21 protein-coding genes are annotated in these 23,405 nt (G+C 66.0%); 12 read left to right on the top strand and 9 right to left on the bottom strand.

Annotation, left to right across the window (positions count from 1 at the left end; all coding sequences use genetic code 11):
• Positions 1-77 precede the first annotated feature (77 nt).
• A complete protein-coding gene (locus R5H30_RS00850; protein WP_318326090.1) occupies positions 78-662 on the top strand; it encodes a TetR/AcrR family transcriptional regulator in 585 nt (194 codons plus the stop codon).
• Between the two features lie 121 nt (positions 663-783).
• Here R5H30_RS00850 and R5H30_RS00855 read toward each other — a convergent pair whose 3' ends face one another.
• Together R5H30_RS00855 and R5H30_RS00860 are read right to left on the bottom strand one after the other, a co-directional pair.
• The gene (locus tag R5H30_RS00855; protein WP_318326091.1) at positions 784-1,695 is read right to left on the bottom strand and encodes a pirin family protein; all 912 of its coding nucleotides are present in this window, start codon (positions 1,693-1,695) and stop codon (positions 784-786) included.
• A 173-nt stretch (positions 1,696-1,868) separates the two neighbouring features.
• Positions 1,869-2,564: an invasion associated locus B family protein gene (locus R5H30_RS00860; protein WP_318326092.1), complete on the bottom strand. Its 696-nt coding sequence runs from the start codon at positions 2,562-2,564 to the stop codon at positions 1,869-1,871.
• 469 nt (positions 2,565-3,033) lie between these two features.
• Between R5H30_RS00860 and R5H30_RS00865 the strand changes: the two genes are divergently transcribed.
• Positions 3,034-4,575: a helicase HerA-like domain-containing protein gene (locus tag R5H30_RS00865; protein ID WP_318326093.1), complete on the top strand. Its 1,542-nt coding sequence runs from the start codon at positions 3,034-3,036 to the stop codon at positions 4,573-4,575.
• Positions 4,576-4,586: 11 nt separating this feature from the next.
• Here the strand turns inward: R5H30_RS00865 and R5H30_RS00870 are convergent, their stop codons facing one another.
• The 5 genes from R5H30_RS00870 to R5H30_RS00890 all read right to left on the bottom strand — a co-directional run bounded on the left by R5H30_RS00870 (position 4,587) and on the right by R5H30_RS00890 (position 9,871).
• Entirely contained in the window at positions 4,587-5,888 is a 1,302-nt protein-coding gene (locus R5H30_RS00870; RefSeq protein WP_318326094.1) for a branched-chain amino acid ABC transporter permease, read from the bottom strand.
• Positions 5,885-6,895, bottom strand: coding sequence for a branched-chain amino acid ABC transporter permease (locus R5H30_RS00875; protein WP_318326095.1), 1,011 nt, complete (start codon positions 6,893-6,895; stop codon positions 5,885-5,887). Before R5H30_RS00875 ends, R5H30_RS00870 begins: the two co-directional genes overlap by 4 nt.
• A 3-nt stretch (positions 6,896-6,898) precedes the next feature.
• Complete coding sequence (locus tag R5H30_RS00880) at positions 6,899-7,723, bottom strand: ABC transporter ATP-binding protein (protein WP_318326096.1); 825 nt, start codon at positions 7,721-7,723, stop codon at positions 6,899-6,901.
• A 57-nt stretch (positions 7,724-7,780) separates the two neighbouring features.
• Positions 7,781-8,557 carry an ABC transporter ATP-binding protein gene (locus R5H30_RS00885; RefSeq protein ID WP_318326097.1) on the bottom strand — a complete coding sequence of 259 codons (777 nt, stop codon included), beginning with the start codon at positions 8,555-8,557 and terminating at the stop codon, positions 7,781-7,783.
• Positions 8,558-8,677: 120 nt separating this feature from the next.
• Complete coding sequence (locus R5H30_RS00890) at positions 8,678-9,871, bottom strand: ABC transporter substrate-binding protein (RefSeq protein WP_318326098.1); 1,194 nt, start codon at positions 9,869-9,871, stop codon at positions 8,678-8,680.
• A 180-nt stretch (positions 9,872-10,051) separates the two neighbouring features.
• Here R5H30_RS00890 and R5H30_RS00895 point away from each other — a divergent pair, with 180 nt between their 5' ends.
• The gene (locus R5H30_RS00895; RefSeq protein ID WP_318326099.1) at positions 10,052-11,149 is read left to right on the top strand and encodes a PQQ-dependent sugar dehydrogenase; all 1,098 of its coding nucleotides are present in this window, start codon (positions 10,052-10,054) and stop codon (positions 11,147-11,149) included.
• Positions 11,150-11,236: 87 nt separating this feature from the next.
• Here the strand turns inward: R5H30_RS00895 and R5H30_RS00900 are convergent, their stop codons facing one another.
• A complete protein-coding gene (locus R5H30_RS00900) occupies positions 11,237-12,238 on the bottom strand; it encodes a GlxA family transcriptional regulator (protein WP_318326100.1) in 1,002 nt (333 codons plus the stop codon).
• Positions 12,239-12,436: 198 nt separating this feature from the next.
• Here R5H30_RS00900 and R5H30_RS00905 point away from each other — a divergent pair, with 198 nt between their 5' ends.
• Entirely contained in the window at positions 12,437-13,807 is a 1,371-nt protein-coding gene (locus R5H30_RS00905; protein ID WP_318326101.1) for a class II 3-deoxy-7-phosphoheptulonate synthase, read from the top strand.
• A 179-nt stretch (positions 13,808-13,986) separates the two neighbouring features.
• On the opposite strand, the gene R5H30_RS00910 is transcribed toward R5H30_RS00905, so the two are convergent.
• Positions 13,987-14,673, bottom strand: a complete 687-nt coding sequence (locus R5H30_RS00910) for a PAS domain-containing protein (RefSeq protein WP_318326102.1) — start codon at positions 14,671-14,673, stop codon at positions 13,987-13,989.
• Between the two features lie 317 nt (positions 14,674-14,990).
• Here R5H30_RS00910 and R5H30_RS00915 point away from each other — a divergent pair, with 317 nt between their 5' ends.
• From R5H30_RS00915 to pstA, 8 genes are all read left to right on the top strand, one after another.
• Complete coding sequence (locus R5H30_RS00915) at positions 14,991-15,884, top strand: YicC/YloC family endoribonuclease (protein ID WP_318326103.1); 894 nt, start codon at positions 14,991-14,993, stop codon at positions 15,882-15,884.
• A 4-nt stretch (positions 15,885-15,888) separates the two neighbouring features.
• Positions 15,889-16,533: a guanylate kinase gene (gene gmk / locus R5H30_RS00920; RefSeq protein WP_318326104.1), complete on the top strand. Its 645-nt coding sequence runs from the start codon at positions 15,889-15,891 to the stop codon at positions 16,531-16,533.
• A complete protein-coding gene (locus R5H30_RS00925) occupies positions 16,530-17,057 on the top strand; it encodes a gamma carbonic anhydrase family protein (RefSeq protein ID WP_318326105.1) in 528 nt (175 codons plus the stop codon). Before gmk ends, R5H30_RS00925 begins: the two co-directional genes overlap by 4 nt.
• Before the next feature lies 1 nt (position 17,058).
• On the top strand, positions 17,059-18,246 hold the full coding sequence (locus tag R5H30_RS00930) for a trans-sulfuration enzyme family protein (protein WP_318326106.1): 1,188 nt from the start codon (positions 17,059-17,061) through the stop codon (positions 18,244-18,246).
• 3 nt (positions 18,247-18,249) lie between these two features.
• The gene (locus R5H30_RS00935) at positions 18,250-19,296 is read left to right on the top strand and encodes a sensor histidine kinase (RefSeq protein ID WP_318326107.1); all 1,047 of its coding nucleotides are present in this window, start codon (positions 18,250-18,252) and stop codon (positions 19,294-19,296) included.
• Positions 19,297-19,459: 163 nt separating this feature from the next.
• Positions 19,460-20,500 carry a substrate-binding domain-containing protein gene (locus tag R5H30_RS00940; protein WP_318326108.1) on the top strand — a complete coding sequence of 347 codons (1,041 nt, stop codon included), beginning with the start codon at positions 19,460-19,462 and terminating at the stop codon, positions 20,498-20,500.
• Positions 20,501-20,593: 93 nt separating this feature from the next.
• Positions 20,594-22,066 (top strand): phosphate ABC transporter permease subunit PstC, encoded by a 1,473-nt coding sequence (pstC, locus tag R5H30_RS00945; RefSeq protein WP_318326109.1) that lies wholly within the window; start codon positions 20,594-20,596, stop codon positions 22,064-22,066.
• Entirely contained in the window at positions 22,063-23,394 is a 1,332-nt protein-coding gene (gene pstA, locus R5H30_RS00950; RefSeq protein WP_318326110.1) for a phosphate ABC transporter permease PstA, read from the top strand. Before pstC ends, pstA begins: the two co-directional genes overlap by 4 nt.
• The last annotated feature ends 11 nt before the right edge of the window (positions 23,395-23,405 follow it).

Here is a 23,405-nt window from a genome sequence, read left to right on the forward strand (position 1 = left end):
TCCCGTCTTGCCGCACCGAGGAAAAACACGCAAGCCGGGGTTTGATCTGAACGCCTGTTCAGATAATCATGGCCGCCATGGCCAGAACCGCAGGCTCGCATTCCGACATCACCGGCCCGCGCGTGCGCGCGGCAGCGCTGCGGCTTTTTGCGCGGGACGGTTATGCCGCGGTTTCGATGCGCCAGATCGCGCGCGAGGTCGGAGTTCAGGCCGGGGCGCTTTACAACTACACGCCCGACAAGCAGAGCCTGCTGGCCGACCTGATGATCGGGCATCTGACGCAGCTGCTCGAGACGTTCCGGGACGATTCCAGTTCAAGCCCGGCGGCGCGGCTGGAGCATTTCGTGCGCTTCCATATCGGGTTTCATCACGAACGCCCCGATGCGGTGTTCATCGCCTACATGGAACTGCGCAACCTCACGGCCGAGAACTTCGCCCGCGTCGAGTCGCTGCGCCGTGTCTACGAAGACCGGCTGGAGGCGATCCTGCGTGACGGGGTCGCCACGGGCGCCTTCGACATCGAGGACACCAAGCTCGCGACGCTTGCGGTCATCGCGATGCTGACCGGGGTGACGACCTGGTTCCGCGAAGGCGGGCGGCTGAGCCTCGACGATGTCGAGACACGCTACTGGAGCATGGTGCGTAGAGCCGTGGGCGCCTGAGACGAGGAACCGGGGCAGGCGGGGGCGCTGCCCCCGTCGCTGCGTCGCCGCGACTCCCCCGGGATACTTGAGAACCAGAGACGGGCGCGCCCGGGGCGACGGGCATCAGGCGCGCCTGCGGTCAATGGGCCGGTTTGATGAAGGTGCCGTTGTTGAGGTCGCGCATCGCCTGCAGGATCTCGTCTCGGGTGTTCATTACGATCGGACCGTGCCAGGCCACGGGTTCGTTGATCGGTGCGCCCGAGACCAGAAGGAAGCGGATGCCCTGCTCGCCGGCCTGTACGGTCACCTCGTCGCCCGTGCCGAAGCGGATCAGGGTGCGGTCTCCGGACATGTCCCGGATGTTGACCTCTTCGCCTCCGACCTCCTTTTCGAGCAGCACGCCGCCGGGCGCGCTCGCATCGGCGAAGGCGCCGGCGCCTTCAAAGACGTAGGCAAAGGCGCGACGGTAGGTGTCGATGCGGAAGGTCTTCCGGACACCGGCCGGCACGTAGATGTCGAGGTATTGCGGATCGGCGGCGATGCCGTCGACCGGACCGGTCTTGCCCCAGAAGTCGCCGGTAATCACGCGCACGGTCGTCCCGTCGTCATCGGTCACCACGGGGATGTCGGCGCCAGAGATGTCCTGGTAACGCGGTGCGGTCATCTTCTGCGCGGCGGGCAGGTTGCCCCAGAGTTGAAAGCCGTGCATCTGGCCCGACGCGTTCCCGTGCGGCATCTCCTGGTGCAGGATGCCGGAGCCGGCGGTCATCCACTGCACGTCGCCCGCGCCCAGAGTCCCGCGGTTGCCCAGCGAATCCGCGTGATCGACCGTGCCCGAGAGCACGTAGGTGATCGTCTCGATGCCGCGGTGCGGATGCCAGGGAAACCCCTTGAGATAATCCTCGGGGCGTTCGTTGCGGAAATCGTCGAAGAGCAGGAACGGGTCGAGCTCGGACGGGTCCTGGAAGCCGAAGGCGCGGTGCAGTTTGACACCGGCGCCTTCCATCGTGGGCTGGGCGCGGCGGGTTTCGAGAGTGGGTCTGAGGGACATGGGTCACTCCTTTCATCTCAGCTTGGCGCAAAGATGGTCAGGCTGCCGTCGCGGCGCAATCCCCGCGTTGCGAACCGGGCCTGTGCCGGAATGCACAGGATGCGGGCCGGGCGGCAAAAAAAAACGGGCGCGCCGAGTTTGCAGCGCGCCCGTTGACCTCGGGTTTATCCGGGCTACTGGTCGAGAACCGATGCCTTGTCGTAGCTTGCGGTGAAACCGTCGAGCGAGAGGCTCAGTTCGACCTGCTGGTCTGGCGCGAGGGCGGGCACGATGGTGAGAATTGCTTCGCGACCGCGCTTGAAGGCGTCGACATCGGCACTGGTGAAGCCGACGCGGGCGTAACAGCCGATCGGGTTGCAGAAGGCGAAGGGATACCGCCGAGCCGAGCCGCCGTCGACGCGGATTGTCAGTTGCTGCTGCAGGGCGGTCTCGAGCGGAACGACAACTGTCGCGCCGGCCGCCGCCTGGTTGCCTGACGGCAGGCGGAAGAGCGAAAACTCGGCTACCGGGGCGCCCTGCGCATCCTCGAGAAGCTGGTACATCTGGCAGGGATCGGTGTCCGTGTCGGTGCGGATGCAACGCATGCTCCACGCGCCGATGGTCTCGGTGACATAGGGCTGGCCCAGTTCAGAACCCTGGTCCGCGCTCTCGCCCAGGCTCAGGTCCGCACCCGCGCCGCCGGTCGCAGCGTCGCCGTCCTGCTCGGCCGGGGCCTCGGCGGCGGTATCGGCCGAACCGGTCGCGGCATCCGTATCGGCTTCGGCCTCGGTCTGGGTGTCGGTCTGGGCCAGGGACGTCGCGGGAAGCACGACGCCGAGCGGCAGGGCAAGGGCCGCGAGCAGCGGCAGGGCAGTCAAGGTCTTGGGCATGTCGGGTCCCTGTTCATTGTTTCGCTCGCGGATGTAACACGGCCCGCGGCGAGTGTCAGCGAGGCGTTAGGAATTTTTCGGGGTCGCGGCCATTCGCAACGGTGTCGGGATCGGGGTCGTTTGGGACCTCCGGCAGACATGAAAAGAGGGCGCGCAGGGCACCCTCTTTCCGGAATTTAGTTTTCTCCCCGCCGGACTGGCCGACTTATGCCGCGGACGTTACGCAACGGTCGGTGAGCCGTCAACCGGAAAGTCGCGGGCGGCGGATCGAGCGGAAATTTCTCGTGCAGTTTCATGCTGCTGCGCAGCAAAAAGGGCCGCACCGTTGGAGCCGGTGCGGCCAGTCTGACAGGGAGGATCGTCCGGGACCCGGAAAGGACAAAGGGCCCGGACGGATTGACTATGGCAGGCACAGGTTAACATCGTATGTTGGCTGTCAGCGGCAATCATCGGTAGGAGGACAGGCGGCATGACGCAGGACATCTTCATCGGCGGCGGCGGCCCGGATTACGCGGTGCGCCAGTTCCTGTCCATCGGATACGCCAACCGGCACGGGTTGATCGCGGGCGCCACCGGCACCGGCAAGTCGGTGACCCTGCAGATCCTCGCCGAAGGCTTCTCGGCGGCCGGAGTGCCGGTGTTCCTGTCGGACGTGAAGGGCGATCTGTCGGGGCTTGCCGGCGCGGGCAGCGAAGACTTCAAGCTGCACGGGGCCTTCACCGAGCGCGCGCAGACCATCGGGTTCGAGGACTACCGCTATGCCGCGTTTCCGGTCACCTTCTGGGATGTGTTCGGCGCGCAGGGGCATCCGGTGCGCACCACGGTTTCCGAGATGGGGCCGCTGCTGCTGGCGCGATTGCTGAGCCTGACGGATGCGCAGGAGGGCGTGCTCAACATCGCCTTCCGGCTGGCCGACGAGGAAGGCATGCCGCTTCTGGATCTCAAGGACCTGCAGGCGCTGCTGGTCTGGATCGGCGAGAACGCCTCGGACCTCTCGCTGCGCTACGGCAACATCTCGACGGCCTCGATCGGGGCGATCCAGCGCAGCCTGCTGGTGCTGGAGAACCAGGGCGGTACGGGGCTTTTCGGCGAACCGGCGCTGGAGCTCGCCGACCTGATGCGCGTCGATGCCGAGGGGCGCGGGCAGATTAACATACTGGCGTCCGACAAGCTGATGAGCGCACCGACGCTTTATGCCACCTTCCTGTTGTGGCTGCTGTCAGAGCTTTTCGAGGAACTGCCCGAGGTCGGCGATCCGGACAAGCCGAAGCTGGTGTTCTTTTTCGACGAGGCGCATCTTCTCTTCGAGGATGCACCGAAGGCGCTGGTCGACAAGGTCGAGCAGGTGGCGCGGCTGATCCGTTCGAAGGGGGTCGGTGTCTACTTCATCACCCAGAACCCAGCCGACGTGCCCGAGGACATCCTCGGCCAGCTCGGCAACCGCATCCAGCACGCGTTGCGGGCCTTCACCGCGAAGGACCGCAAGGAACTCAAGCAGGCTGCCGAGACCTATCGCGAGAACCCCGAGTTCGACACCGAAGAGGCGATCCGCGAGGTCGGCGTCGGTGAGGCGGTGACCTCGATGCTGGAGGACAAGGGCGTGCCGGGGATCGTTCAGCGCACGCTGATCCGGCCGCCATCCTCGCACCTCGGGCCGCTGCCGGCCGAGGATCGAAAAAAGGCGCTCGAAACCTCGCCGATGGCCGGAAAGTATGACGCAGCGGTCGACCGGGAATCCGCCTTCGAGATGCTCAAGAAACGGGCCGAGGCGGCCGCGGCAGAGGCCGCGAAGGCCGAGGAAGCAGCCGAGGCGGAATCGAAGCTGCGCGAGTTCAACTCGGCCCGTCGCTACGAGGGCCCTGCGGTCGGGCGGTCGACCAGCCGCAAGAGCACGTCACAGACCGAGACGCTCGGCACCGCGATCACAGGGATGGTGATCAAGGAACTCAAGGGCACCACGGGGCGCCGGATCGTGCGCGGTATCCTCGGCGGCCTGTTCAAGGGGCGCTGACAGTCCGGGGGTCAGCGCTCGGGGATCAGGCCACGCGGGCTGAAGCGCAGGACCAGCAGCAGCACGATGCCCATGGTGAAGAACTTCATGTGCGCCACGGAGTCGTTAAGGTGCGTCTTGAGTGCACCCTCGGCCATGCCGGAGGTGACGAGGTTCATGATCCACTGCCCCGCGACCTCGACCTCGACCCAGAGGAACCAGATCAGGAAGCCGCCCAGCACCGCGCCAAAGTTGTTGCCCGACCCGCCGACGATCACCATCACCCAGATCAGGAAGGTGAACCGTAGCGGCTGGTAGATGCCCGGCGACAGCCCGCTGTCGAGCGTGGTCATCATCGCGCCCGCGATGCCGCAGATCGCCGAGCCCAGGATGAAGACCTGCAGGTGGCGCGCAGTCACGTCCTTGCCCATCGCCTCGGCCGCGACCTCGTTGTCGCGGATGGCGCGCATCATGCGGCCCCAGGGGCTGTGCAGCGCGCGTTGCGACAGGATCAAGAGCACGATCAGCACGGCGGCGAAGAGCCCCGCATAGGCGAACTTCACGTAAAGGGTCGAGGCGGTCACCGCGTCCACGCCCAACTCGGCCCAGCGCCCGGTGAACTCGGGATCGTTCTGCAGGTCGATCTCGTAAGGCACGGGGCGCGGCAGGCCGACGACGTTCTTGACGCCGCGCGACAGCCAGTCCTCGTTCTTCATGACCGCGATGATGATCTCGGCGATGCCGAGGGTGGCGATAGCAAGATAGTCCGAGCGCAGGCCGAGCGCGGTCTTGCCGATGACCCAGGCCACGCCGGCGGCGAGCAGTCCGCCGACGGGCCAGGCGAGGATTGCCGGCAGGCCGAGCCCGCCCAGGTAACCCTCGATGGCCGGGTTCACCGCCTCGATCGCCTCGACATTCGGGTCGAAGATCGCGCGGTAGATGAAAAAGCCCGCGATGAGCAGCGCGGTCAGCGCCGCCATGCGTTTCCTGCCCGGCTTCATGCGCTTGGCGAGCAATACGGCGGCGATGATCGTCGCGGCACCCACGAAGAGCGCGCCGAGAATGCCGGCGCCGCCCGCCGACCAAGCCTCGCGAATGGGCGGCATCGAGACGAGCACGGTCGCCAGACCGCCAAGCGCCACGAATCCCATGACGCCGACGTTGAAAAGGCCCGCAAAGCCCCATTGCAGGTTCACGCCCAGCGCCATGATTGCCGAGACCAGCCCCATGTTGACGATCTGCAGCGCGGCGTTCCAGCTCTGGAAGGCGCCGACAAGGCAGATGAGCACGGCCATGACGGCAAAAAGCGCGGTGTTGCGAAGGGCCGGGTTCATACCGCTTTCCCCTTGAAGATACCGGTTGGCTTGAAGAGCAGCACGACGATGAGGATCATGAAGCTGACGGCGAGCTTGTAGTCGGTGGACATGAGCTGCACGAGGCTCGAGGGCGCCATGCTTTCGGGCAGGAAGTAGGTCAGCACCTTTTTCCAGGCATAGGTCACCGTGACCTCGGAGAAGGCGATCAGGAAACCTCCGGCAATGGCCCCCAGCGGATTGCCGAGCCCGCCGACAATGGCCGAGGCGAAGATCGGCAGCAGAAGCTGGAAGTATGTGAAGGGCTTGAACGACTTATCGAGCCCGTAGAGCACACCGGCGATGGTCGCGAGGGCGGCCACGATCATCCAGGTGATCGCCACCACGCGCTCGGGGTTGATGCCCGAGAGCAGCGCCAGATCCTCGTTGTCGGAATAGGCGCGCATCGACTTGCCGGTGCGCGTCCGGTTCAGGAACCAGAAGAGCAGCGCCACGACGATGACGGCGGTGACCACGGTGATGCCCTGCGTAGTCTTGATCGCGAGCCCCTCGTCGAGTCCGGTCATCTCGCGGAAGGTGCGCGCCGAGATGATGAAGCGTTCGCCGTCGAGAAAGTTTTGGTCATCCGGGCCGATGATGAAACGCACGATGCCGTTCATCACGAAGGTGACCCCCAGCGAGACGATCACGAGGATCACCGGCTTGGCCTTCTGTTCGCGGTAGAAGCGGTAGACAACCCGGTCGGTGGCCAGCAGCAGGCCCATGCAGGCGAGAATGCCGAAGGGCAGGGCGATCAGGGCGGTCGGCAGCACACCTAGGCTCAGACCCCAGCTCTGGAAGAGCCAGGTCACCAGCACGGTCACCATCGCCCCGAAGGCCATCGTGTCGCCGTGGGCGAAGTTCGAGAACCGCAGGATGCCGTAGATCAGCGTCACCCCGAGCGCGCCAAGCGCCAGCTGCGATCCGTATGCCATCGCCGGAATGATGACGAAATTGGCGAGGGTGACGAAAGCGTTGACGAGGTCCATCTCTCAGCCCCCCAGGAAGGATTTGCGCACTTCGGGGTCTTCCAGCAGTTCCTTGCCGGTCCCGGTGTAGGCGTTGCGGCCCTGGACGAGGACATAGCCCTTGTCCGCGATCTCGAGCGCCTGGCGCGCGTTCTGTTCGACCATCAGGATCGGGATGCCGGTGCGCGCGACCTCGATGATGCGATCGAAAAGCTCGTCCATGACGATGGGCGACACGCCGGCGGTCGGTTCGTCGAGCATCAGCACCTTGGGCTGGGTCATCAGCGCCCGGCCCACGGCGACCTGCTGGCGCTGGCCGCCCGAGAGTTCTCCGGCGGGCTGGCGACGCTTCTCGCGCAGGATCGGGAACAGGTCGTAGACCTGTTCCATCGTGTCCGAAAAGTCGTCGCGCCGGATGAAAGCGCCCATTTCGAGGTTCTCTTCTACGGTCATCGAGGTGAAGATGTTCGAGGTCTGCGGCACGAAACCCATGCCCTTGACCACCCGGTCCTGCGGGCTGAGCGCGGTGATGTCCTCGCCGTCGAGCCGAACGTGACCTTGGCGCACGTCGAGCATCCCGAAGACCGCCTTCATCGCCGTCGACTTGCCGGCCCCGTTCGGGCCGACGATCACCGCGATCTCGCCGCGGTCCACCGCGATGGTGCAGTCGTGCAGGATGTCCGGCCCGGCACCGTAACCGCCCGTCATGCTGTCGCCGATCAGGAACGGACCGCCGGGAGAGGGCGTGGCCTTGCCGCCTTTCTTCACCGGGCGCGCCTGTCCCATCTTCGACCCGTCGCCCAGCGACAAATCCTTGTTGCCGCGATCGTCATAAGGCTCGCCGCTCATGCGCGCGCCCCCCTCATCCTGCGCGCCCGTTGGTCCGGGCGCTTCGTTTTAGCGCCGTCATGCGGTCGCCTTGTTCTTGAGACCGGTGCCGAGATAGGCCTCGATCACGTGCTCGTTGGCCTTGATCTCGTCGAGCGTGCCTTCGGCCAGCACCTTGCCCTCGGCCATGCAGATCACCGGGTCGCAGAGCCGGCCGATGAAATCCATGTCATGCTCGATCACCACGAAGGTGTAGCCGCGCTCCTGATTGAGCCTCAGGATGGCGTCGCCGATGGTGTTGAGCAGGGTCCGGTTCACGCCCGCGCCGACCTCGTCCAGAAACACGATGCGCGCGTCGACCATCATGGTGCGGCCGAGCTCCAGTAGCTTCTTTTGCCCGCCGGAGATCTGCCCGGCCTTGTGATCGGCAAGATGCGAGATCGTCAGGAACTCGAGCACCTCGTCGGCCTTGGCCTTCAGCGCGCGCTCCTCGTCGGCGATCCGCTTGCGCCCGAACCAAGTGTTCCAAAGGGCCTCGCCCGACTGCGCCCCCGGCACCATCATAAGGTTCTCGCGGCAGGACATCGAAGCGAACTCGTGCGCGATCTGGAAGGTGCGCAGCAGTCCCTTGTGAAACAGCTCGTGCGGCGGCAGCCCGGTGATATCCTCGCCGGCCATCGTCACGCGCCCCGAGGTCGGTTTAAGTACGCCCGCGATCACGTTGAAAAGGGTCGTCTTTCCGGCCCCGTTTGGCCCGATGAGCCCGGTGATCGACCCCTGGTCGATCTTCAGGCTCGCCCCGTCGACGGCATGAAACCCGCCGAAATGCTTGTGGACGTCGTCAACGACGATCATGCAGCCATCCCCGTCGCGCCTTGGCCGGCGCTCTTGTTCGTTGCGCGCCACTTTTTGGCGCCGTTGCTATTGGAAACAGCCCGGGAAGCGCCCCGGGCTGTCTCTCTTACACGATCCGGATCACTTGAACCCGATGGTTTCGTTCTTGCCGTCCTTGACCTCGATCATGCGATAGGTCCCGGCGCTTTCGCCCGGTCCGATCAGCTCCACGGCCGACGCCCCGACGTAATCGATGTCGCCGCCGTCCTTGAGAATGCCAAGTGCCTTCTCGAGTTCGCCGGGATAGATCTTCTCGCCCGGCTCGTTGGCGACTTCCATGATCTTCGGGCCGTATGCGGCCGGATCGGTCGAACCCGCCGCCTGCATCGCCAGCATGAAGAGCGCCGCCGCGTCGTAGCTTTCGGGCGTGTAGGGGGAGGTGCCGTCAAAACCGCCGGCCTCGGCCATTTCCGACATCTTGTCGGCGCCTTCGCCGCCCGAGCCTGCGATCTGGCCATAGGAACCGTCGAGCGCGGGGCCGACGTTCTCGGGCAGGCTGTCGCCGATCATGCCCCCGGGCAGTCCGAACGTGTCGAAGGCGCCGGTGTCGAGCGCCGCGTTGATGATCCCGAGCCCGCCCTGGTCGAGATAGCCCGCGACCACCAGCAGGTCACCGCCCGCGGAGGCCAGCGCGCCCATCTCGGCGGAATAGTCGGCCTTGCCGTCCTCATGCGCGGTCACGATCGTCACCTCGCCGCCGATCGCCTTGAACGAATTCTCGATCGCGTCCGCCAAGCCCTTTCCATAGTCGTTGTTGGTGTAGGTGAGCGCGATCGAGTTCACGCCGCGTTCCTGAAGGATCTCGGCCATAACCTCGCCTTCGCGCGCGTCCGAGGGCGCGGTGCGGAAGAAGAGGTCGTTGTCTTCCATCGTGGTCAGCCCCGGCGAGGTCGCCGAGGGCGAAATCATCACCATGCCGTTGGGCAAGGCCACGTTCTGCAGGATCGCGCCGGTGACGCCCGAACAGTCGCCGCCGATGATGCCGGCGACGCCTTCGCCGATCAGGCGCTCGGCGTTCGAGGTCGCCAGGCCGTTGTCGATGCAGCCGGTGTCGGCGCGCACCGGAACAACCGTGGCCCCGTCGAGCAGCGCACCGCTGTCGGTGACTTCCTGCATCGCCATCTCGGCGCCGGCGGCCATCGCCGCGGTCAGGGATTCGATCGGGCCGGTGAAGCCGATCAGGATGCCCAGCTTGACGTCCTCGGCATGTGCGCCGGACAGGGCCGTCGTCGCCAGCAGCGCCGTCGCGGCGGAGGTCCGCAGCAGTTTCTTCATTTTGGTCTCTCCCGTGTTGGAACTTTCGTTCGACGGTCAGGCTATGCCCGGCCTGTGGAAAAGAAAAGCCATTTCACCGCCCCTCCAACCCGCCCTTGCGGCAGTTTCGCGCAGCGGTGGCCAAGACGTCGCGCCCCGCTAGATATCCCCGGGACCGTCCCTTGACCGAAAGAGTGTTTCATGTCCGCCGCAGTCCGATTGATCGCTCTGGCCTTGTGCTCTGCCTGCACGACGGGTGTCGATGCCGACCTGCCGTCGGGTGTGCGCATCGAACCGGTGGTCGAGGGACTCGATGAACCCTGGGGCATCGGTGTGCTGCCGAACGGTGCACTGTTGGTGACCGAGCGGGCCGGACGCCTGCGGCTCTTCCGCGACGGCGCGCTCAGCGATGTCGCCGGCCTCCCGGAGGTCGCGGTCGCGGGGCAGGGCGGTCTGCTCGACATCACCCCGGCGCGCGATTTCGCGACCAGCCGCACGCTGTTTTTGACCTATGCCACGCCGCAGTCCGGCGGCAGCGGCACGGCCTTGGCCTCGGCCCGCCTCTCGGCGGACGCGACGCGGCTCGAGGCGTTGCGGGTGCTGTTCGAGATGGCGCCGGGGTCGTCCGGCGGCCGCCACTTCGGCTCGCGGGTTGTCGAAGCGCCTGACGGCACGCTCTTCGTCACCATCGGCGACCGCGGCGATCGGCCGTCTTCACAGGACCTCGACCGACACAACGGCAGCGTGATCCGCGTAACCCGCGACGGCAGCGTCCCGCCCGACAACCCCTTCGCAGGCAGCGCCGGTGCGCGGCCCGAAATCTGGTCCTATGGCCATCGCAACCCGCAAGGGGCGGGTCTCGATGCAAACGGCACCCTGTGGATCTCCGAGCACGGCGCGCGCGGCGGCGACGAGGTCAACAGGATCGAGAAAGGCGCCAATTACGGCTGGCCGGTGATCTCCTACGGGGTGCACTACTCGGGCGCCCGGATCGGTGAGGGCACGGCGAAGGAGGGCATGGAACAGCCCGCGCTTTACTGGGACCCGTCGATCGCGCCGTCGGGCCTGCTGGTCTACCAGGGCGAGATGTTTCCGGACTGGCAGGGCGACATCTTCGTCGGATCGCTCAAGTTCGATTACATCTCGCGGATCGAAGTCGACGGCGATACCGCCCGCGAGGCGGAACAGATCGAAGCCGCCGAGACGGGTCGCGTGCGCGACATCGTCAAGGCCCCGGACGGCAGCATCCTCTTTCTCTCGGTCACCGACGGCACGCTCTATCGGCTCACGCGCGACTGATCCTCTCTGGTTCGAAAACATCCCCGCCGGAGGCACGCGCCCGTCAGGGCGCAAACAAGAACAATGCCCCGGAGGGGCGCACTCGGATCAGATCGACAGACGCGTCGCGTGGCTGCCGCGCTCGCGGTACGGCGTCGTGTCGTAATGCGCCCGGTAGCATTTCGAGAAATGCGAGGGGCTCGCGAACCCGCAGGCAAGTGCGACATTGATGACGCTCATGTCGGTCTGCATCAGCAGATTGCGCGCCTTCTGCAGGCGCAGCTCCATGTAATAGCGCTTGGGCGAGCGGCTGAGGTAGCGCCGGAACAGCCGTTCGAGCTGGCGCGTCGACATGCCGACGTTCTTGGCCAGCACCGAGGGGCTGATCGGCTCCTCGATGGCCTGTTCCATCATCTGGATGACCTGGCTCAGCTTCGGGTGGCGGACGCCGATGCGCGTGGGCACGCTCAGGCGCTGGGTGTCCTGGTCGGTGCGGATCGACGAATAGATCAGCTGGTCGGCCACCAGGTTGGCGAGATCCTCGCCATGCCCGTCCGCGATCAGCTTGAGCATCAGGTCGATCGAGGAGGTGCCGCCCGCGGTGGTCATCCTGTTGCCGTCGACAACGAAGACCGACTTGGTCAGCGTAACGTCTTGGAATTCTTCGGCGAAACTGTCCTGGTTCTCCCAGTGGATCGTCGCCTTCTTGTCGTCCAGAAGCCCGGCGCGCGCCATCGTGTAGGCCGCGGTGCAGAGCCCGCCGACGCGCAGTCCCTTGCGCGCCTCGCGGCGCAGCCAGGACAGCACCTTCTTCGTCGTCGCCGCCTGCACGTCGATGCCGCCGCACAGCATCACAGTGTCGTCGCGGCCAAGCTCGCCCAGGTCCCCGTCGAGCTTGAACTGTGCCCCGGCCGAGCACGGCACCGTCTCGCCGCCCTCGCCGACCACGATCCAGTCGTAGATCCGGCGGTCGGCCATGCGGTTGGCGATGCGCAGGCTTTCGATCGCCGAGGCGAAGGACAGGAGGGTGAAGTTTTCCAGAAGCACGAAGACGAAGCGCTGCGGTTTTTCCTCAGCGGCGGTCGTGGCGGTGGCGTGGCGCGGCGGCATGCGGGTCTCATGGTCGTGTCGGAGAGGCGGGACGCGCCAGATCCGGGGCGGCTCCGATCCCGGGAAAGCTTGCCCATGCGCGATCCGCGACGTCAAGGGGTCGAAATTGTGATATGGTCACCGCCGCCGAGCTTTTGTATAGAGGCCCGCACTTGAGCGGGCCGCGGAGGGCGCGGCCCGGACACGGGAGTTGAAACGATGAGCGAATGGAACAAGTCGAGCTGGCGTAGCCTTCCCAGGGTCCAGATGCCGGATTATCCGGACGTCGCGGCCCTGAACGCGGTCGAGGCACAGCTTGCGCGGTTTCCCTTGCTTGTCTTCGCGGGCGAGGCGCGCCGGCTCAAGAAACACCTCGGCGCGGCCGGGCGGGGCGAGGCCTTCCTGCTGCAGGGCGGGGATTGCGCCGAAAGCTTCGAGCAGTTCTCCTCGGACCTGATCCGCGACACGTTCAAGGTGATGCTGCAGATGGCGATCGTGCTGACCCACGGCGCCAAGGTGCCGGTCATCAAGGTCGGACGCATGGCGGGCCAGTTCGCCAAGCCGCGCTCGGCCCCGACCGAGACCGTGGGCGGCGTCGAGCTTCCGAGCTACCGCGGCGATATCATCAATGAACTGGCCTTCACGGCCGACGCCCGGATCCCGGACCCGGAAAAGATGTTGCGCGCCTACACCCAGGCCGCCGCGACGCTGAACCTGCTCCGGGCTTTTTCGACCGGCGGTTATGCCGACGTGCACCAGGTCCATTCCTGGACGCTGGGCTTTACCGAGAACGAGAAAGTCGACCGCTACCGCGAGATCGCCAACCGGATCTCCGACACGCTCGACTTCATGCAGGCGGCCGGTGTCACTGCCGAAACCGCGCACACGCTGCAGTCGGTGGAGTTCTACACAAGCCACGAGGCGTTGCTGCTGGAGTACGAAGAGGCGCTGACCCGGGTCGATTCGACCACCGGGAAGTGGCTCGCGGGCTCCGGACACATGATCTGGATCGGCGACCGCACACGCCAGCCGGACGGCGCGCATGTCGAGTACGCCAGCGGCGTGCAGAATCCGATCGGCCTGAAATGCGGCCCGACCATGCAGGCCGACGATCTGAAGCGGCTGATGGCCAAGCTCAACCCCGAGAACGAAGAGGGGCGTCTGACCCTGATCGCGCGCTTCGGGGCGGGCTCGGTGGGTGAACACCTGCCGCGGCTCATCAAGACGGTGCAGGCCGAGGGCGCCAACGTGGTCTGGAGCTGCGATCCGATGCACGGCAACACCATCAAGTCCTCGTCCGGTTACAAGACCCGGCCGTTCGATTCGGTGCTGCGCGAAGTGCGTGAGTTCTTCGACGTTCATGCCGCCGAAGGCACGATCCCGGCGGGAGTGCATTTTGAGATGACCGGTTCGGACGTGACCGAATGCACGGGTGGCGTGCGGGCGGTCAGCGACGAGGACCTGTCGGACCGCTACCACACGGCCTGCGACCCGCGCCTCAACGCCAGCCAGGCGCTCGAACTGGCCTTCCTCGTGGCCGAGGAAATCTCGGACCGCCGCGCGGCACAGCAGGCCAAGGCGGCGGTCTGACCGAGGCGGCGCCAGCAACTGCGACAGCGGCGCTGACAATTTGGGGGCTCGCGCATGGCGCGGGCCCCCTTTTCGTTGGTTATGCCAAGAAAAGGAAATTGCCGCCCGCGCGGACGCGGGCGGCAGAATGCACACCAATTGGCTTGCTGAAATGACGTGGGGTGCGCCGGTGGGCGGCGTCAGTCGTCGGACTTGACGAGCCGCAAGTGGGGTCGGCCCTTGGCCGGGCGCGGAGGGCGTTGCGACCGAAACGGCGCCGCCGCGTCACCGAAACCGGGTGCCGGGTCAGTTTTGGCGGGTAGTCCGGCGTGCGTCGGCTTCTCGGGTGCTGTGTCAGCACGCGCCGGCGTTACTGTCCCGGCCACGATCGGGCGCATAGCGCTGCCTGCGATGTCGAAACGGCGTGGACCGCGCCCCATGTCCCCCACGGCCACCAGCGCGCCGAGGATCCGGCTCACGTCTCCGAGGTCGCTTTTCAGGGGCAGCAGCAGCATGCGGGCGTCGATGGCGGGTGCGCCGGCCCCGGCGGGCGAAGACAGACGCAGCGTGCAGCAGGCCGGGGTCTCGAACACTTCCTCGAGCAGGTCGCCGACCTGACGGCGCGAGCTGGGATTGATGAACGAGGTCAGCGGCATGCCGCGCACCTCCATCCCCATCAAGTCGCTCAGATGACTTCCGGCGATGCGCAGGCGCGCGATGCCCGGTGCGATGCGCTCGACGATAAAGGCGTATTCGAGCGCGTTCTCGATTCCGCGTGGATCGATCTCGGCGCGGTTCGGCATCAGCCGGCCACCGCGCAAACCTTCCCAGTAGGCTTCGACCTGAGCCAGTGGAGAATAGCCGGACTGGGAGACATTCCGTGACATCGCAACCACATTTTGCGGATTTTGCACGCTCTTGTCCATTGTCGTTCACCTTCCGAATGCGGCCGGTCTGCGCCCGGGCCGGAGCGGTCTCTGCCGCGTCAGACCCGGGTTGCCCGGGACCGGCGCGGCGTGGTCGTTACCGTTTCGTTACCTGGAAATTAATACCAAGAATTTTCATCAAACGGCGTGGGAACTTTCCAACTGGTTAACCTGACGCACGTTGCGCCGAGTGCCTGCGGCCAAAGGGTCGGGGGTTGTCCTGCCGCGCCAATTCGCCATAAGGCAGACTTCAAGACCAATTCCGAGGATGTTCCCCGATGCTCCGATCCATGACCGGTTTCGCCTCCGCCACCGGGACGCTCGGCCGATACAACTGGTCCTGGGAACTGCGCTCGGTCAACGGCAAGGGGCTCGACCTGCGCTTCCGCGTTCCGGATTGGATCGAGGGTCTTGAAGTCGGGTTGCGCGCAACGCTGGCCTCGGCGGTCAAGCGCGGCAATGTCACCTGTTCTCTGCGCGTGTCGCGCGACGAGGCTGCGGGCGGTCTTTCGCTGAACAAGGCGCAGGTCGCGCAACTGCTCGAAGCGCTGGCGACGGTCGAGGCGATGGCGTCGGAAAAGGGTGTCGCGCTGGCGCCGTCGCGGGCCAGTGATCTTCTGGCTCAGCGCGGCGTGATGGACCAGTCGGGCCCGGACGAGACCGAAACCGTGGCGCTGCGCGGCGCATTGCTGGCACAGTTCGCGACGCTGGCCGATGAGTTCGACACGATGCGTGAGGCGGAAGGCAAGGCGCTTGCCGCGGTGCTGCGCGGCCAGCTCGACGAGGTCGACGCGCTGGTCGCTCAGGCCGCCGGCGCGCTCGAGGCGCGCAGCGCAGAGCTTGGCGACACCCTGCGACGCAACCTTGCCAAGGTGCTTGACGGCGCCGAGGGTGCGGACCCCGACCGGGTTGCGCAGGAACTGGCGCTGATCGCCGTCAAGTCCGACGTGACCGAAGAAATCGACCGGCTGCGCACCCATGTGGGCGCGGCCCGTCGGCTGCTCGACGAGGGCGGCGCCGTGGGTCGCAAGCTCGATTTCCTGATGCAGGAGTTCAACCGGGAGGCCAACACGCTCTGCTCGAAATCCCAGAACGCGGAACTGACGCAGATCGGGCTGGCGCTAAAGGTGCTGATCGACCAGATGCGCGAACAGGCGCAGAACGTGGAGTGAGGCGATGAGTGGCACCCGGCGCGGCCTTCTGATCATTCTCAGTTCGCCCTCCGGGGCGGGCAAGTCGACGCTGGCGCGGCGTCTGCGCGACTGGGACCCCGATATCGTCTTTTCGATCTCGGCCACCACCCGTGCCCCGCGTCCGGGCGAGGTCGACGGGCGCGAGTACCACTTCTCGGACGAGGCGACATTCAAGCAGATGGTCGACGACGGCGAGATGCTGGAACATGCCTTCGTCTTCGGCAATTTCTACGGCTCGCCGCGCAAGCCGGTAGAGAAGGCGTTCGAATCCGGCCAGGATGTGCTGTTCGACATCGACTGGCAGGGGGCGCAGCAGATCGCCAACTCGACGCTCGACACGCACACACTGTCGATCTTCCTTCTGCCGCCCTCGATCGCGGCGCTGAAATCGCGGCTCGAGGCACGCGGGCAGGACGACGCCGCGACCATCGCGCGCCGGATGGAGAAAAGCTGGGACGAGATCAGCCATTGGGACAGCTACGACTACGTGCTGGTCAATGACGATCTCGACACCACCGAGGCACAGCTGAAGACCATCATCACCGCCACGCGCCTGCGCCGCAAGCAGCAGCCCGACCTCGTCGAGCACGTGCGCGGGCTGCAGGCCGAGTTCAAGGATCTGACATGACGCTTTACGCATTGGACGACGTGACGCCGAAGGTTCACGACGATTGCTGGGTGGCGCCGGATGCGAACGTCATCGGGCGCGTCGTGCTCGAGGCGGGCGCTTCGGTCTGGTTCGGCGCGACGCTGCGCGGCGACAACGAGGAGATCCGCGTCGGACCGGGCAGCAACGTGCAGGAAAACTGCGTTTTTCACACCGACATGGGGTATCCGCTGAGCATCGGTGCCGATTGTACCATCGGTCACAAGGCGATGCTGCACGGCTGCACGATCGGGGACAATTCGCTGATCGGCATGGGCGCGACGGTGCTCAACGGTGCGAAGATCGGCCGGAACTGCCTGATCGGGGCCGGGGCGCTGATCACCGAGAACAAGGTCATCCCCGACGATTCGCTCGTGGTGGGTGCGCCCGGAAAGGTCGTGCGCGAGATCGACGCCGATACCATCGCCGGCCTGACCGCAAGCGCCGAAGCCTATCAGGCGAAAATGCGGGTGTTCCGCGACGGGCTGCGCAGGCTGGAGGGCTAGCATGAAAAACGAAACCTCCTCGCTGGTGCGCCCCAACGCACTGCCCGAAAGCGCGTCGCGTCCGGTGGTCACGCCGCTGTCGCCTTCGGTGGTCTATGCCTCTGACACGCCCGACATGCTCGACGCGCAGTACGAGGGGCGGCTGCAGGGCTACACCTACTCCCGCGAAGGACATCCCAACGCCGATGTCGTCGGGCGCCGGCTCGACCGGATGGAGGGCGCGCCACATCCGGGGATCGTGACCGCCTCGGGGATGGCGGCGGTGTCGGCGGTGCTTCTGGGGCTGTTCAAGGCCGGCGATCATGTGATTGGCGGCAATCAACTTTACGGGCGTTCGCTGCGGATGATGAACGAGGATCTGCCGCGCCTCGGGCTTGAAACCTCTCTGGTCGACGTGGGCGATGTCGAGGCCGTGCGCGCGGCGCTCAGGCCCGAGACCCGGCTGATCCTCGTCGAGGCAGTGTCGAACCCGACGCTGCGCGTGGCCGACATCGCCGGATTGGCGCGGCTCGCGAAAGAAACCGGCGTGCTGCTGGCGGTCGACAACACCTTCACCACGCCGCGCGCATTCAAGCCGTTCGAGGCCGGTGCGGATATCGTGATCCATTCGCTGACCAAGCTGCTCGCCGGGCATTCCGATGTCATGCTGGGCTATGCCGCCGCTGCCGACGCGGCGCTGGCCGAGCGGCTGCGCGTCTTTTCCATAACCGCCGGCCTGACGCCAAGCCCTTTCGACTGCTGGCTGGCCGAACGCGGCATGCTGACCTTCGATCTGCGGTTCGACCGCGCGCAGGCCACCGCACAGGTCCTTGCGGACCACCTGTCGGCTTTGGGCGGCGTGCGCCGGGTGATCTACCCGGGACGCGCGGATCACCCGGACCACGCGCGCGCCGACGCGCTGCTGGAGGGTAGGTTCTGCAACATGGTGAGCTTCGAGCTTGACGGCGGCCGAGCCGAGGCCAATGCCTTCACCCGTGCCGCCGAGGGGCTGTCTTTTGCGCCGACGCTGGGCGATGTCGGCACCACCCTGTCGCATCCCGCATCCTCGTCCCACCGCGCGCTGAGCCCCGAACAGCGGGCCGCGCTGGGTATCGGCGAAGGCTTCTTCCGGGTCTCGGTCGGGCTGGAAGAGCCCGACGCGCTTTGCGCGGTTTTCACCGAGGCCGCGGCCGCGGCACGGACCCGCTGAGCGGTGGTCGCCCGGGAGTACGCTGATCTACTGGGCGCGCTGCCGCTGCCGGCTCTGGTCATAGACCGGGAGGAACGCATCGCCGCCTCGAACACCGAAGCGCGCGCCGTCATCGGGCAGGGGATCGAGGGGCGCAACTTCGTCACCATGCTGCGCCAGCCGGCGCTGATCGACGCCGTCGAAGGCACCCTGCGCGACGGACAGGCCCGTACCGTTCCTTACCTCTCCAACGACGGCGCGCAGGACACCACCTTTCAGGTCACGGTGCGCACCGTCGATTCCCTGAACGTCGTCCTGCTGTGCTTCATCGACGTGACCCACCTGGAGCGGGCGGTGCAGATGCGGCGCGACTTCGTCGCCAACGTCAGTCACGAACTGCGCACGCCGCTGACTGCGCTCACCGGATTCATCGAGACACTGCGCGGCCCGGCCCGCGAGGATGCCGCGGCCCGCGAGAGGTTCCTCGACATCATGGACGGCGAGGCCAGCAGGATGAACCGGCTGGTGGGCGATCTGCTGTCGCTCAGCCGGGTCGAGGCCGACGAGCGTGTGCGACCGCGCGGGAAAGTGGTGCTGACCGATATTCTCGCCTCGGTGCTGCGCACGCTGACGCCGCTGGCAGACGAGGCCGGAGTTGTCTTCGAAACCCAATTTCCCGACGGGCCGGTGACGATTCTCGGCGACGCCGACCAGTTGATGCAGGTTTTCACAAACCTCGTTGAGAACGCGATCAAGTACGGCGCGGCTGGCGGGCGCGTGACGGTGCGAATCGAAGTCGCCGAGCGTGACCCCGCGCTGCGCGCTCCGGGTGTGCGCGTGTATGTTGCCGACGACGGTCCGGGCATCGATGCGGTGCACCTGCCGCGGCTCACCGAACGCTTCTATCGTGCCGACAGCCACCGCAGCCGCGCCCTGGGCGGTACGGGGTTGGGGTTGGCCATCGTCAAGCATATCGTCAACCGCCACCGCGGACGTCTGCGCGTCGAAAGCGAGTTGGGGCAGGGGGCGTGCTTCATCGTCATCCTGCCCATGGACGTGCCGGCTGCCTGAGCGTTTTTAGCCGCGGTTCCCTAGCGTAACATGGGGGTCGCACGGTGCTGTGTCACATGCCTGTTACAAAACTGTCGCAAAAGCATTGCGTCCGACCACTAGGCAGCGGGCAAGGTCGCCATGGGGGTGATCGACCGCCACCAAGCCATATGCAGGAGACATCATGTCGCTCGTGAAACTCACAACATCCGCGCTCGCGATTGCTGCCGTCAGCGCCACCGCCGCATCCGCCCGGGACCAGGTCCAGGTCGCCGGATCCTCGACCGTTCTGCCCTACGCGTCCATCGTCGCCGAGGCCTTCGGCGAGAACTTCGACTTCCCGACTCCGGTGGTCGAATCGGGTGGCTCCTCGGCCGGCCTCAAGCGCTTCTGCGAAGGCGTGGGCGAGAACACCATCGACGTCGCCAACGCCTCGCGCCAGATTCGCGAGAAGGAAATCGCGGCCTGCGCCGAGAACGGCGTGACCGAAATCATCGAGGTGCGCATCGGCTATGACGGCATCGTCTTCGCCTCGCAGCAGGGCGGACCCGACTTCACCGCCTTCGAGCCCTCCGACATCTTCAACGCGATCGGCGCCAAAGTCCTGAAGGACGGCGAAGTGGTCGACAACCCGCACAACACCTGGGCCGAGTTCAACGGCGACCTGCCGGACGTCGAAATCGCGATGTTCATTCCCGGCACCAAGCACGGCACCCGTGAGGTCTTCGAAGAGAAGGTCCTGCTGATCGGCTGCGAAGAGACCGGCGCGATGCAGGCCATGCTCGATGGCGGCATGAGCGAGGACGACGCCGAGGACGCCTGCCTCGACGTGCGCACGGACGGCAAGTCGGTCGACATCGACGGCGACTACACCGAGACCCTGTCGCGCATCGACAGCAACACCAACGGCATCGGCGTGTTCGGACTCGCGTTCTACGAGAACAACACCGACAAGCTGAAGGTCGCCACGATGAGCGGCGTCGAGCCGAAGACCGAGACCATCGCCTCGGGCGAATACCCCGTGTCGCGCCCGCTGTTCTTCTACGTGAAGAAGGCCCACATCGGCGTGATCCCCGGTCTGAAGGAATACGCGCAGTTCTTCGTAGCCGACGAGGTCGCAGGACCGGGCAGCCCGCTGGCCAACTACGGCCTCGTGGCCGATCCGGAGCTGGCCAAGACCCAGGCCGCCGTGGCGGACGAAATGGTCATGGGCGGCGGGTCCTGATCGCCTGAACGCGAACGAAACTCCGGGGGCGGTGCAACTACCGCCCCCGGGGTCGTTTACGACACAAGTCATCACTGATCGGGGGTAGGGCGCATGCCCATCATCTGGCTCTTCGCCATCGTTCTGGCCATCGCCACGGCAGGGTTCCTGTCGGGCCGGACCGGGGCGCTGCGGCAGGCCGCGGGGGACAGCCGCGTGCTGCACTCGCTGCCGTCCTACTACGGCTGGAACGCGGCGCTGAAATCGGTGGTGCCCGCAGCGCTTCTGATCGTGGTCTGGCTCATCGCGCAGCCGATCTACGTGAATTCCGTTGTCTCGGGCATGGTGCCCGATGCGGCCATCTCGGACAGCTCGTCGCGCGGCCTGGTCATGTCGGAAGTGCGTCGCGTCGCCGACGGGCTCGACAGCGCCGTCGCGACCGGCGCCATGACCGATGCGCAGTCACGCGGCAGCGATATCGACGTCGAGGCATTGACCGACCGGCTGCGCGAGGCGGGCCAAGTCATCACCTCGCAGATCACCGAACCGGTGCTTGCGGCCGCGCAGAGATACCGCACGATGAACGCCACAGGCTACGCGATCATGACCGGTCTCGCCGTCCTTGTCGCGCTTGCCGGTGCCGCCTGGGGGTTCCGCGAGGCGCGGCCCGCCTTCCGCGCGCGCAACACGGTCGAGCAGGGCGTGCGCGCGCTGCTGATCGGTGCGGCGTCCATCGCCATCCTGACAACGGTCGGTATTGTGTTGTCGCTGGTCTTCAACACGGTCGAATTCTTCCGGCTCTACCCGATGGCGGATTTCTTTACCTCGCTGGAATGGGCGCCGAGCTTCTCCGGGCGCGGTGGCAGCTCTGAACTCGGCATTCTGCCGCTGCTCTGGGGCACGTTCTACATTTCGCTGGTCGCCCTTCTGGTCGCGGTGCCGATCGGGCTTTTCGCGGCGATCTACCTTTCGGAGTACGCCTCGAAGCGCGTTCGCGCCGTCGCCAAGCCGCTGCTGGAAATCCTCGCGGGTATTCCGACCATCGTCTACGGCCTCTTCGCGCTGCTCACCGTCGGGCCGCTGCTGCTGACGGTCTTCGGGCGCGACGGGCTGGGCTGGATGCAATCGGCCTCGGCGGTGATGACCGCAGGGTTGGTTATGGGCATCATGCTCATCCCCTTCGTCAGCTCTCTGTCGGACGACATCATCAATGCGGTCCCGCAGGCGCTGCGGGATGGCTCCTACGGGCTCGGCGCCACGCAGTCCGAGACCATCCGCCAGGTCGTCCTTCCCGCCGCCCTGCCGGGCATCGTCGGGGCGATCCTTCTCGCGGCTTCGCGCGCCATCGGTGAAACCATGATCGTGGTGCTCGGGGCAGGGGCCGCGGCCCGGCTGAGCCTGAATCCCTTCGAGGCGATGACGACGGTGACCGCCAAGATCGTCAGCCAGCTGACCGGCGATGCCGACTTCGCCTCGCCCGAGGCTCTGGTGGCCTTCGCGCTTGGCATGACGCTTTTCCTGATCACATTGGCGCTCAACATAGTCGCACTCTACATCGTGCGGAAATACCGGGAGCAGTACGAATGACCGACGCGCGTATCGACCCGACGGACCTGCCGCGGGGCAACGGCTCGCTCACGACCGCGAATGCCCGCACCCGGAAGCGCAATGCCGCCGAGAAGCGGTTCCGTTACTACGGCATGGCCGCAATCGGCATCGGCCTCTTCTTTCTGATCGTCCTTGCCGTCTCGATCGTGCGTTCGGGCCTGCCCGCCTTTACGCGCACGGTACTCGACGTGGAACTGACGCTGAGCCAGGAACAATACGACGAGGCCGAGAGCCAGCTGCTGAAGACCGGGGCCTACGAGACGTATTTCGTCGACTCGCTTGACGCGCAGCTCGAAGAACGCGGGATGGACGTGCCCTTCGACGCCGCCGCGATCCAGCGCATCGCCGGCAAGGTCGGTAGCCTGATCCGCAGTCACTACCAGGCCAACCCGGGCGATATCGGTCAACCGGTCAGCTTCAACTTGCCGGCTTCGTCCCGCGTCGACGGCTACTTCATCGGTCGCGTGACCCGCGAGGGCATGCAGGACAGCCGGTTTCTCGAAAAGACCGACCTCGACCTCGTCGATGCGCTGGCCGATGCCGGGATCATCCATACCGCGTTCAACTGGACCTTTCTGACCGGCGCGGATACTGGCGTGGACAACCCCGGTGGCGCCGGCATCGGCGCCTCGGTGATCGGGTCGTTCTTCATGATGCTGGTCGTACTGGTGCTGTCGCTGCCGATCGGGGTCGCGGCCTCGATCTACCTCGAGGAATTCGCGCCCAAGAACTGGTTCACCGATCTCATCGAGGTCAACATCTCGAACCTCGCCGCGGTGCCATCGATCGTTTTCGGTATCCTCGGCCTCGCGGTCTTCATCCAGTTCATGCATCTGCCGCAATCGGCGCCGCTGGTCGGCGGGCTGGTGCTGACCCTGATGACCCTGCCGACGATCATCATCTCGACCCGCGCTTCGCTGAAGGCGGTGCCGCCGTCGATCCGTGACGCGGCACTCGGCGTCGGCGCCTCGAAGATGCAGGCCGTGTTTCACCACGTGCTGCCACTTGCGATGCCCGGCATCCTGACCGGCACGATCATCGGTCTGGCGCAGGCCCTGGGCGAGACCGCGCCGCTTCTGCTGATCGGCATGGTCGGCTTCGTTGCGCGCGGCTATCCGGACGGGTTCCTCAACGGCTTCGTCGAACCGAACTCGGCGATGCCGGCGCAGATCTACACCTGGGCCGCGCGCGCGGACGTCAGCTTCTATGAAAAGGCATGGGGCGGCATTATCATCCTGCTCGTCTTCCTGCTGACGATGAACACACTGGCGATCATCCTGCGCCGCCGGTTCGAACGCCGCTGGTAGGAAAGGGCGCG

It is taken from the genome of Roseobacter sp. FCG-D35, assembly GCF_033436665.1.
Taxonomy (GTDB): domain Bacteria; phylum Pseudomonadota; class Alphaproteobacteria; order Rhodobacterales; family Rhodobacteraceae; genus JAWQFO01.

Coding starts and splice junctions, on each gene's coding strand:
- R5H30_RS00855 (WP_318326091.1), bottom strand. CDS start 1,695: ATGTCCCTCAGACCCACTCTCGAAACCCGCCGCGCCCAGCCCACGATG.
- R5H30_RS00915 (WP_318326103.1), top strand. CDS start 14,991: ATGCTCCGATCCATGACCGGTTTCGCCTCCGCCACCGGGACGCTCGGC.
- R5H30_RS00925 (WP_318326105.1), top strand. CDS start 16,530: ATGACGCTTTACGCATTGGACGACGTGACGCCGAAGGTTCACGACGAT.
- R5H30_RS00940 (WP_318326108.1), top strand. CDS start 19,460: ATGTCGCTCGTGAAACTCACAACATCCGCGCTCGCGATTGCTGCCGTC.
- R5H30_RS00905 (WP_318326101.1), top strand. CDS start 12,437: ATGAGCGAATGGAACAAGTCGAGCTGGCGTAGCCTTCCCAGGGTCCAG.
- R5H30_RS00850 (WP_318326090.1), top strand. CDS start 78: ATGGCCAGAACCGCAGGCTCGCATTCCGACATCACCGGCCCGCGCGTG.
- R5H30_RS00900 (WP_318326100.1), bottom strand. CDS start 12,238: ATGCCGCCGCGCCACGCCACCGCCACGACCGCCGCTGAGGAAAAACCG.
- R5H30_RS00870 (WP_318326094.1), bottom strand. CDS start 5,888: ATGAACCCGGCCCTTCGCAACACCGCGCTTTTTGCCGTCATGGCCGTG.
- R5H30_RS00875 (WP_318326095.1), bottom strand. CDS start 6,895: ATGGACCTCGTCAACGCTTTCGTCACCCTCGCCAATTTCGTCATCATT.
- gmk (WP_318326104.1), top strand. CDS start 15,889: ATGAGTGGCACCCGGCGCGGCCTTCTGATCATTCTCAGTTCGCCCTCC.
- R5H30_RS00890 (WP_318326098.1), bottom strand. CDS start 9,871: ATGAAGAAACTGCTGCGGACCTCCGCCGCGACGGCGCTGCTGGCGACG.
- R5H30_RS00865 (WP_318326093.1), top strand. CDS start 3,034: ATGACGCAGGACATCTTCATCGGCGGCGGCGGCCCGGATTACGCGGTG.
- pstA (WP_318326110.1), top strand. CDS start 22,063: ATGACCGACGCGCGTATCGACCCGACGGACCTGCCGCGGGGCAACGGC.
- R5H30_RS00860 (WP_318326092.1), bottom strand. CDS start 2,564: ATGCCCAAGACCTTGACTGCCCTGCCGCTGCTCGCGGCCCTTGCCCTG.
- pstC (WP_318326109.1), top strand. CDS start 20,594: ATGCCCATCATCTGGCTCTTCGCCATCGTTCTGGCCATCGCCACGGCA.
- R5H30_RS00910 (WP_318326102.1), bottom strand. CDS start 14,673: ATGTCACGGAATGTCTCCCAGTCCGGCTATTCTCCACTGGCTCAGGTC.
- R5H30_RS00880 (WP_318326096.1), bottom strand. CDS start 7,723: ATGAGCGGCGAGCCTTATGACGATCGCGGCAACAAGGATTTGTCGCTG.
- R5H30_RS00885 (WP_318326097.1), bottom strand. CDS start 8,557: ATGATCGTCGTTGACGACGTCCACAAGCATTTCGGCGGGTTTCATGCC.
- R5H30_RS00895 (WP_318326099.1), top strand. CDS start 10,052: ATGTCCGCCGCAGTCCGATTGATCGCTCTGGCCTTGTGCTCTGCCTGC.
- R5H30_RS00930 (WP_318326106.1), top strand. CDS start 17,059: ATGAAAAACGAAACCTCCTCGCTGGTGCGCCCCAACGCACTGCCCGAA.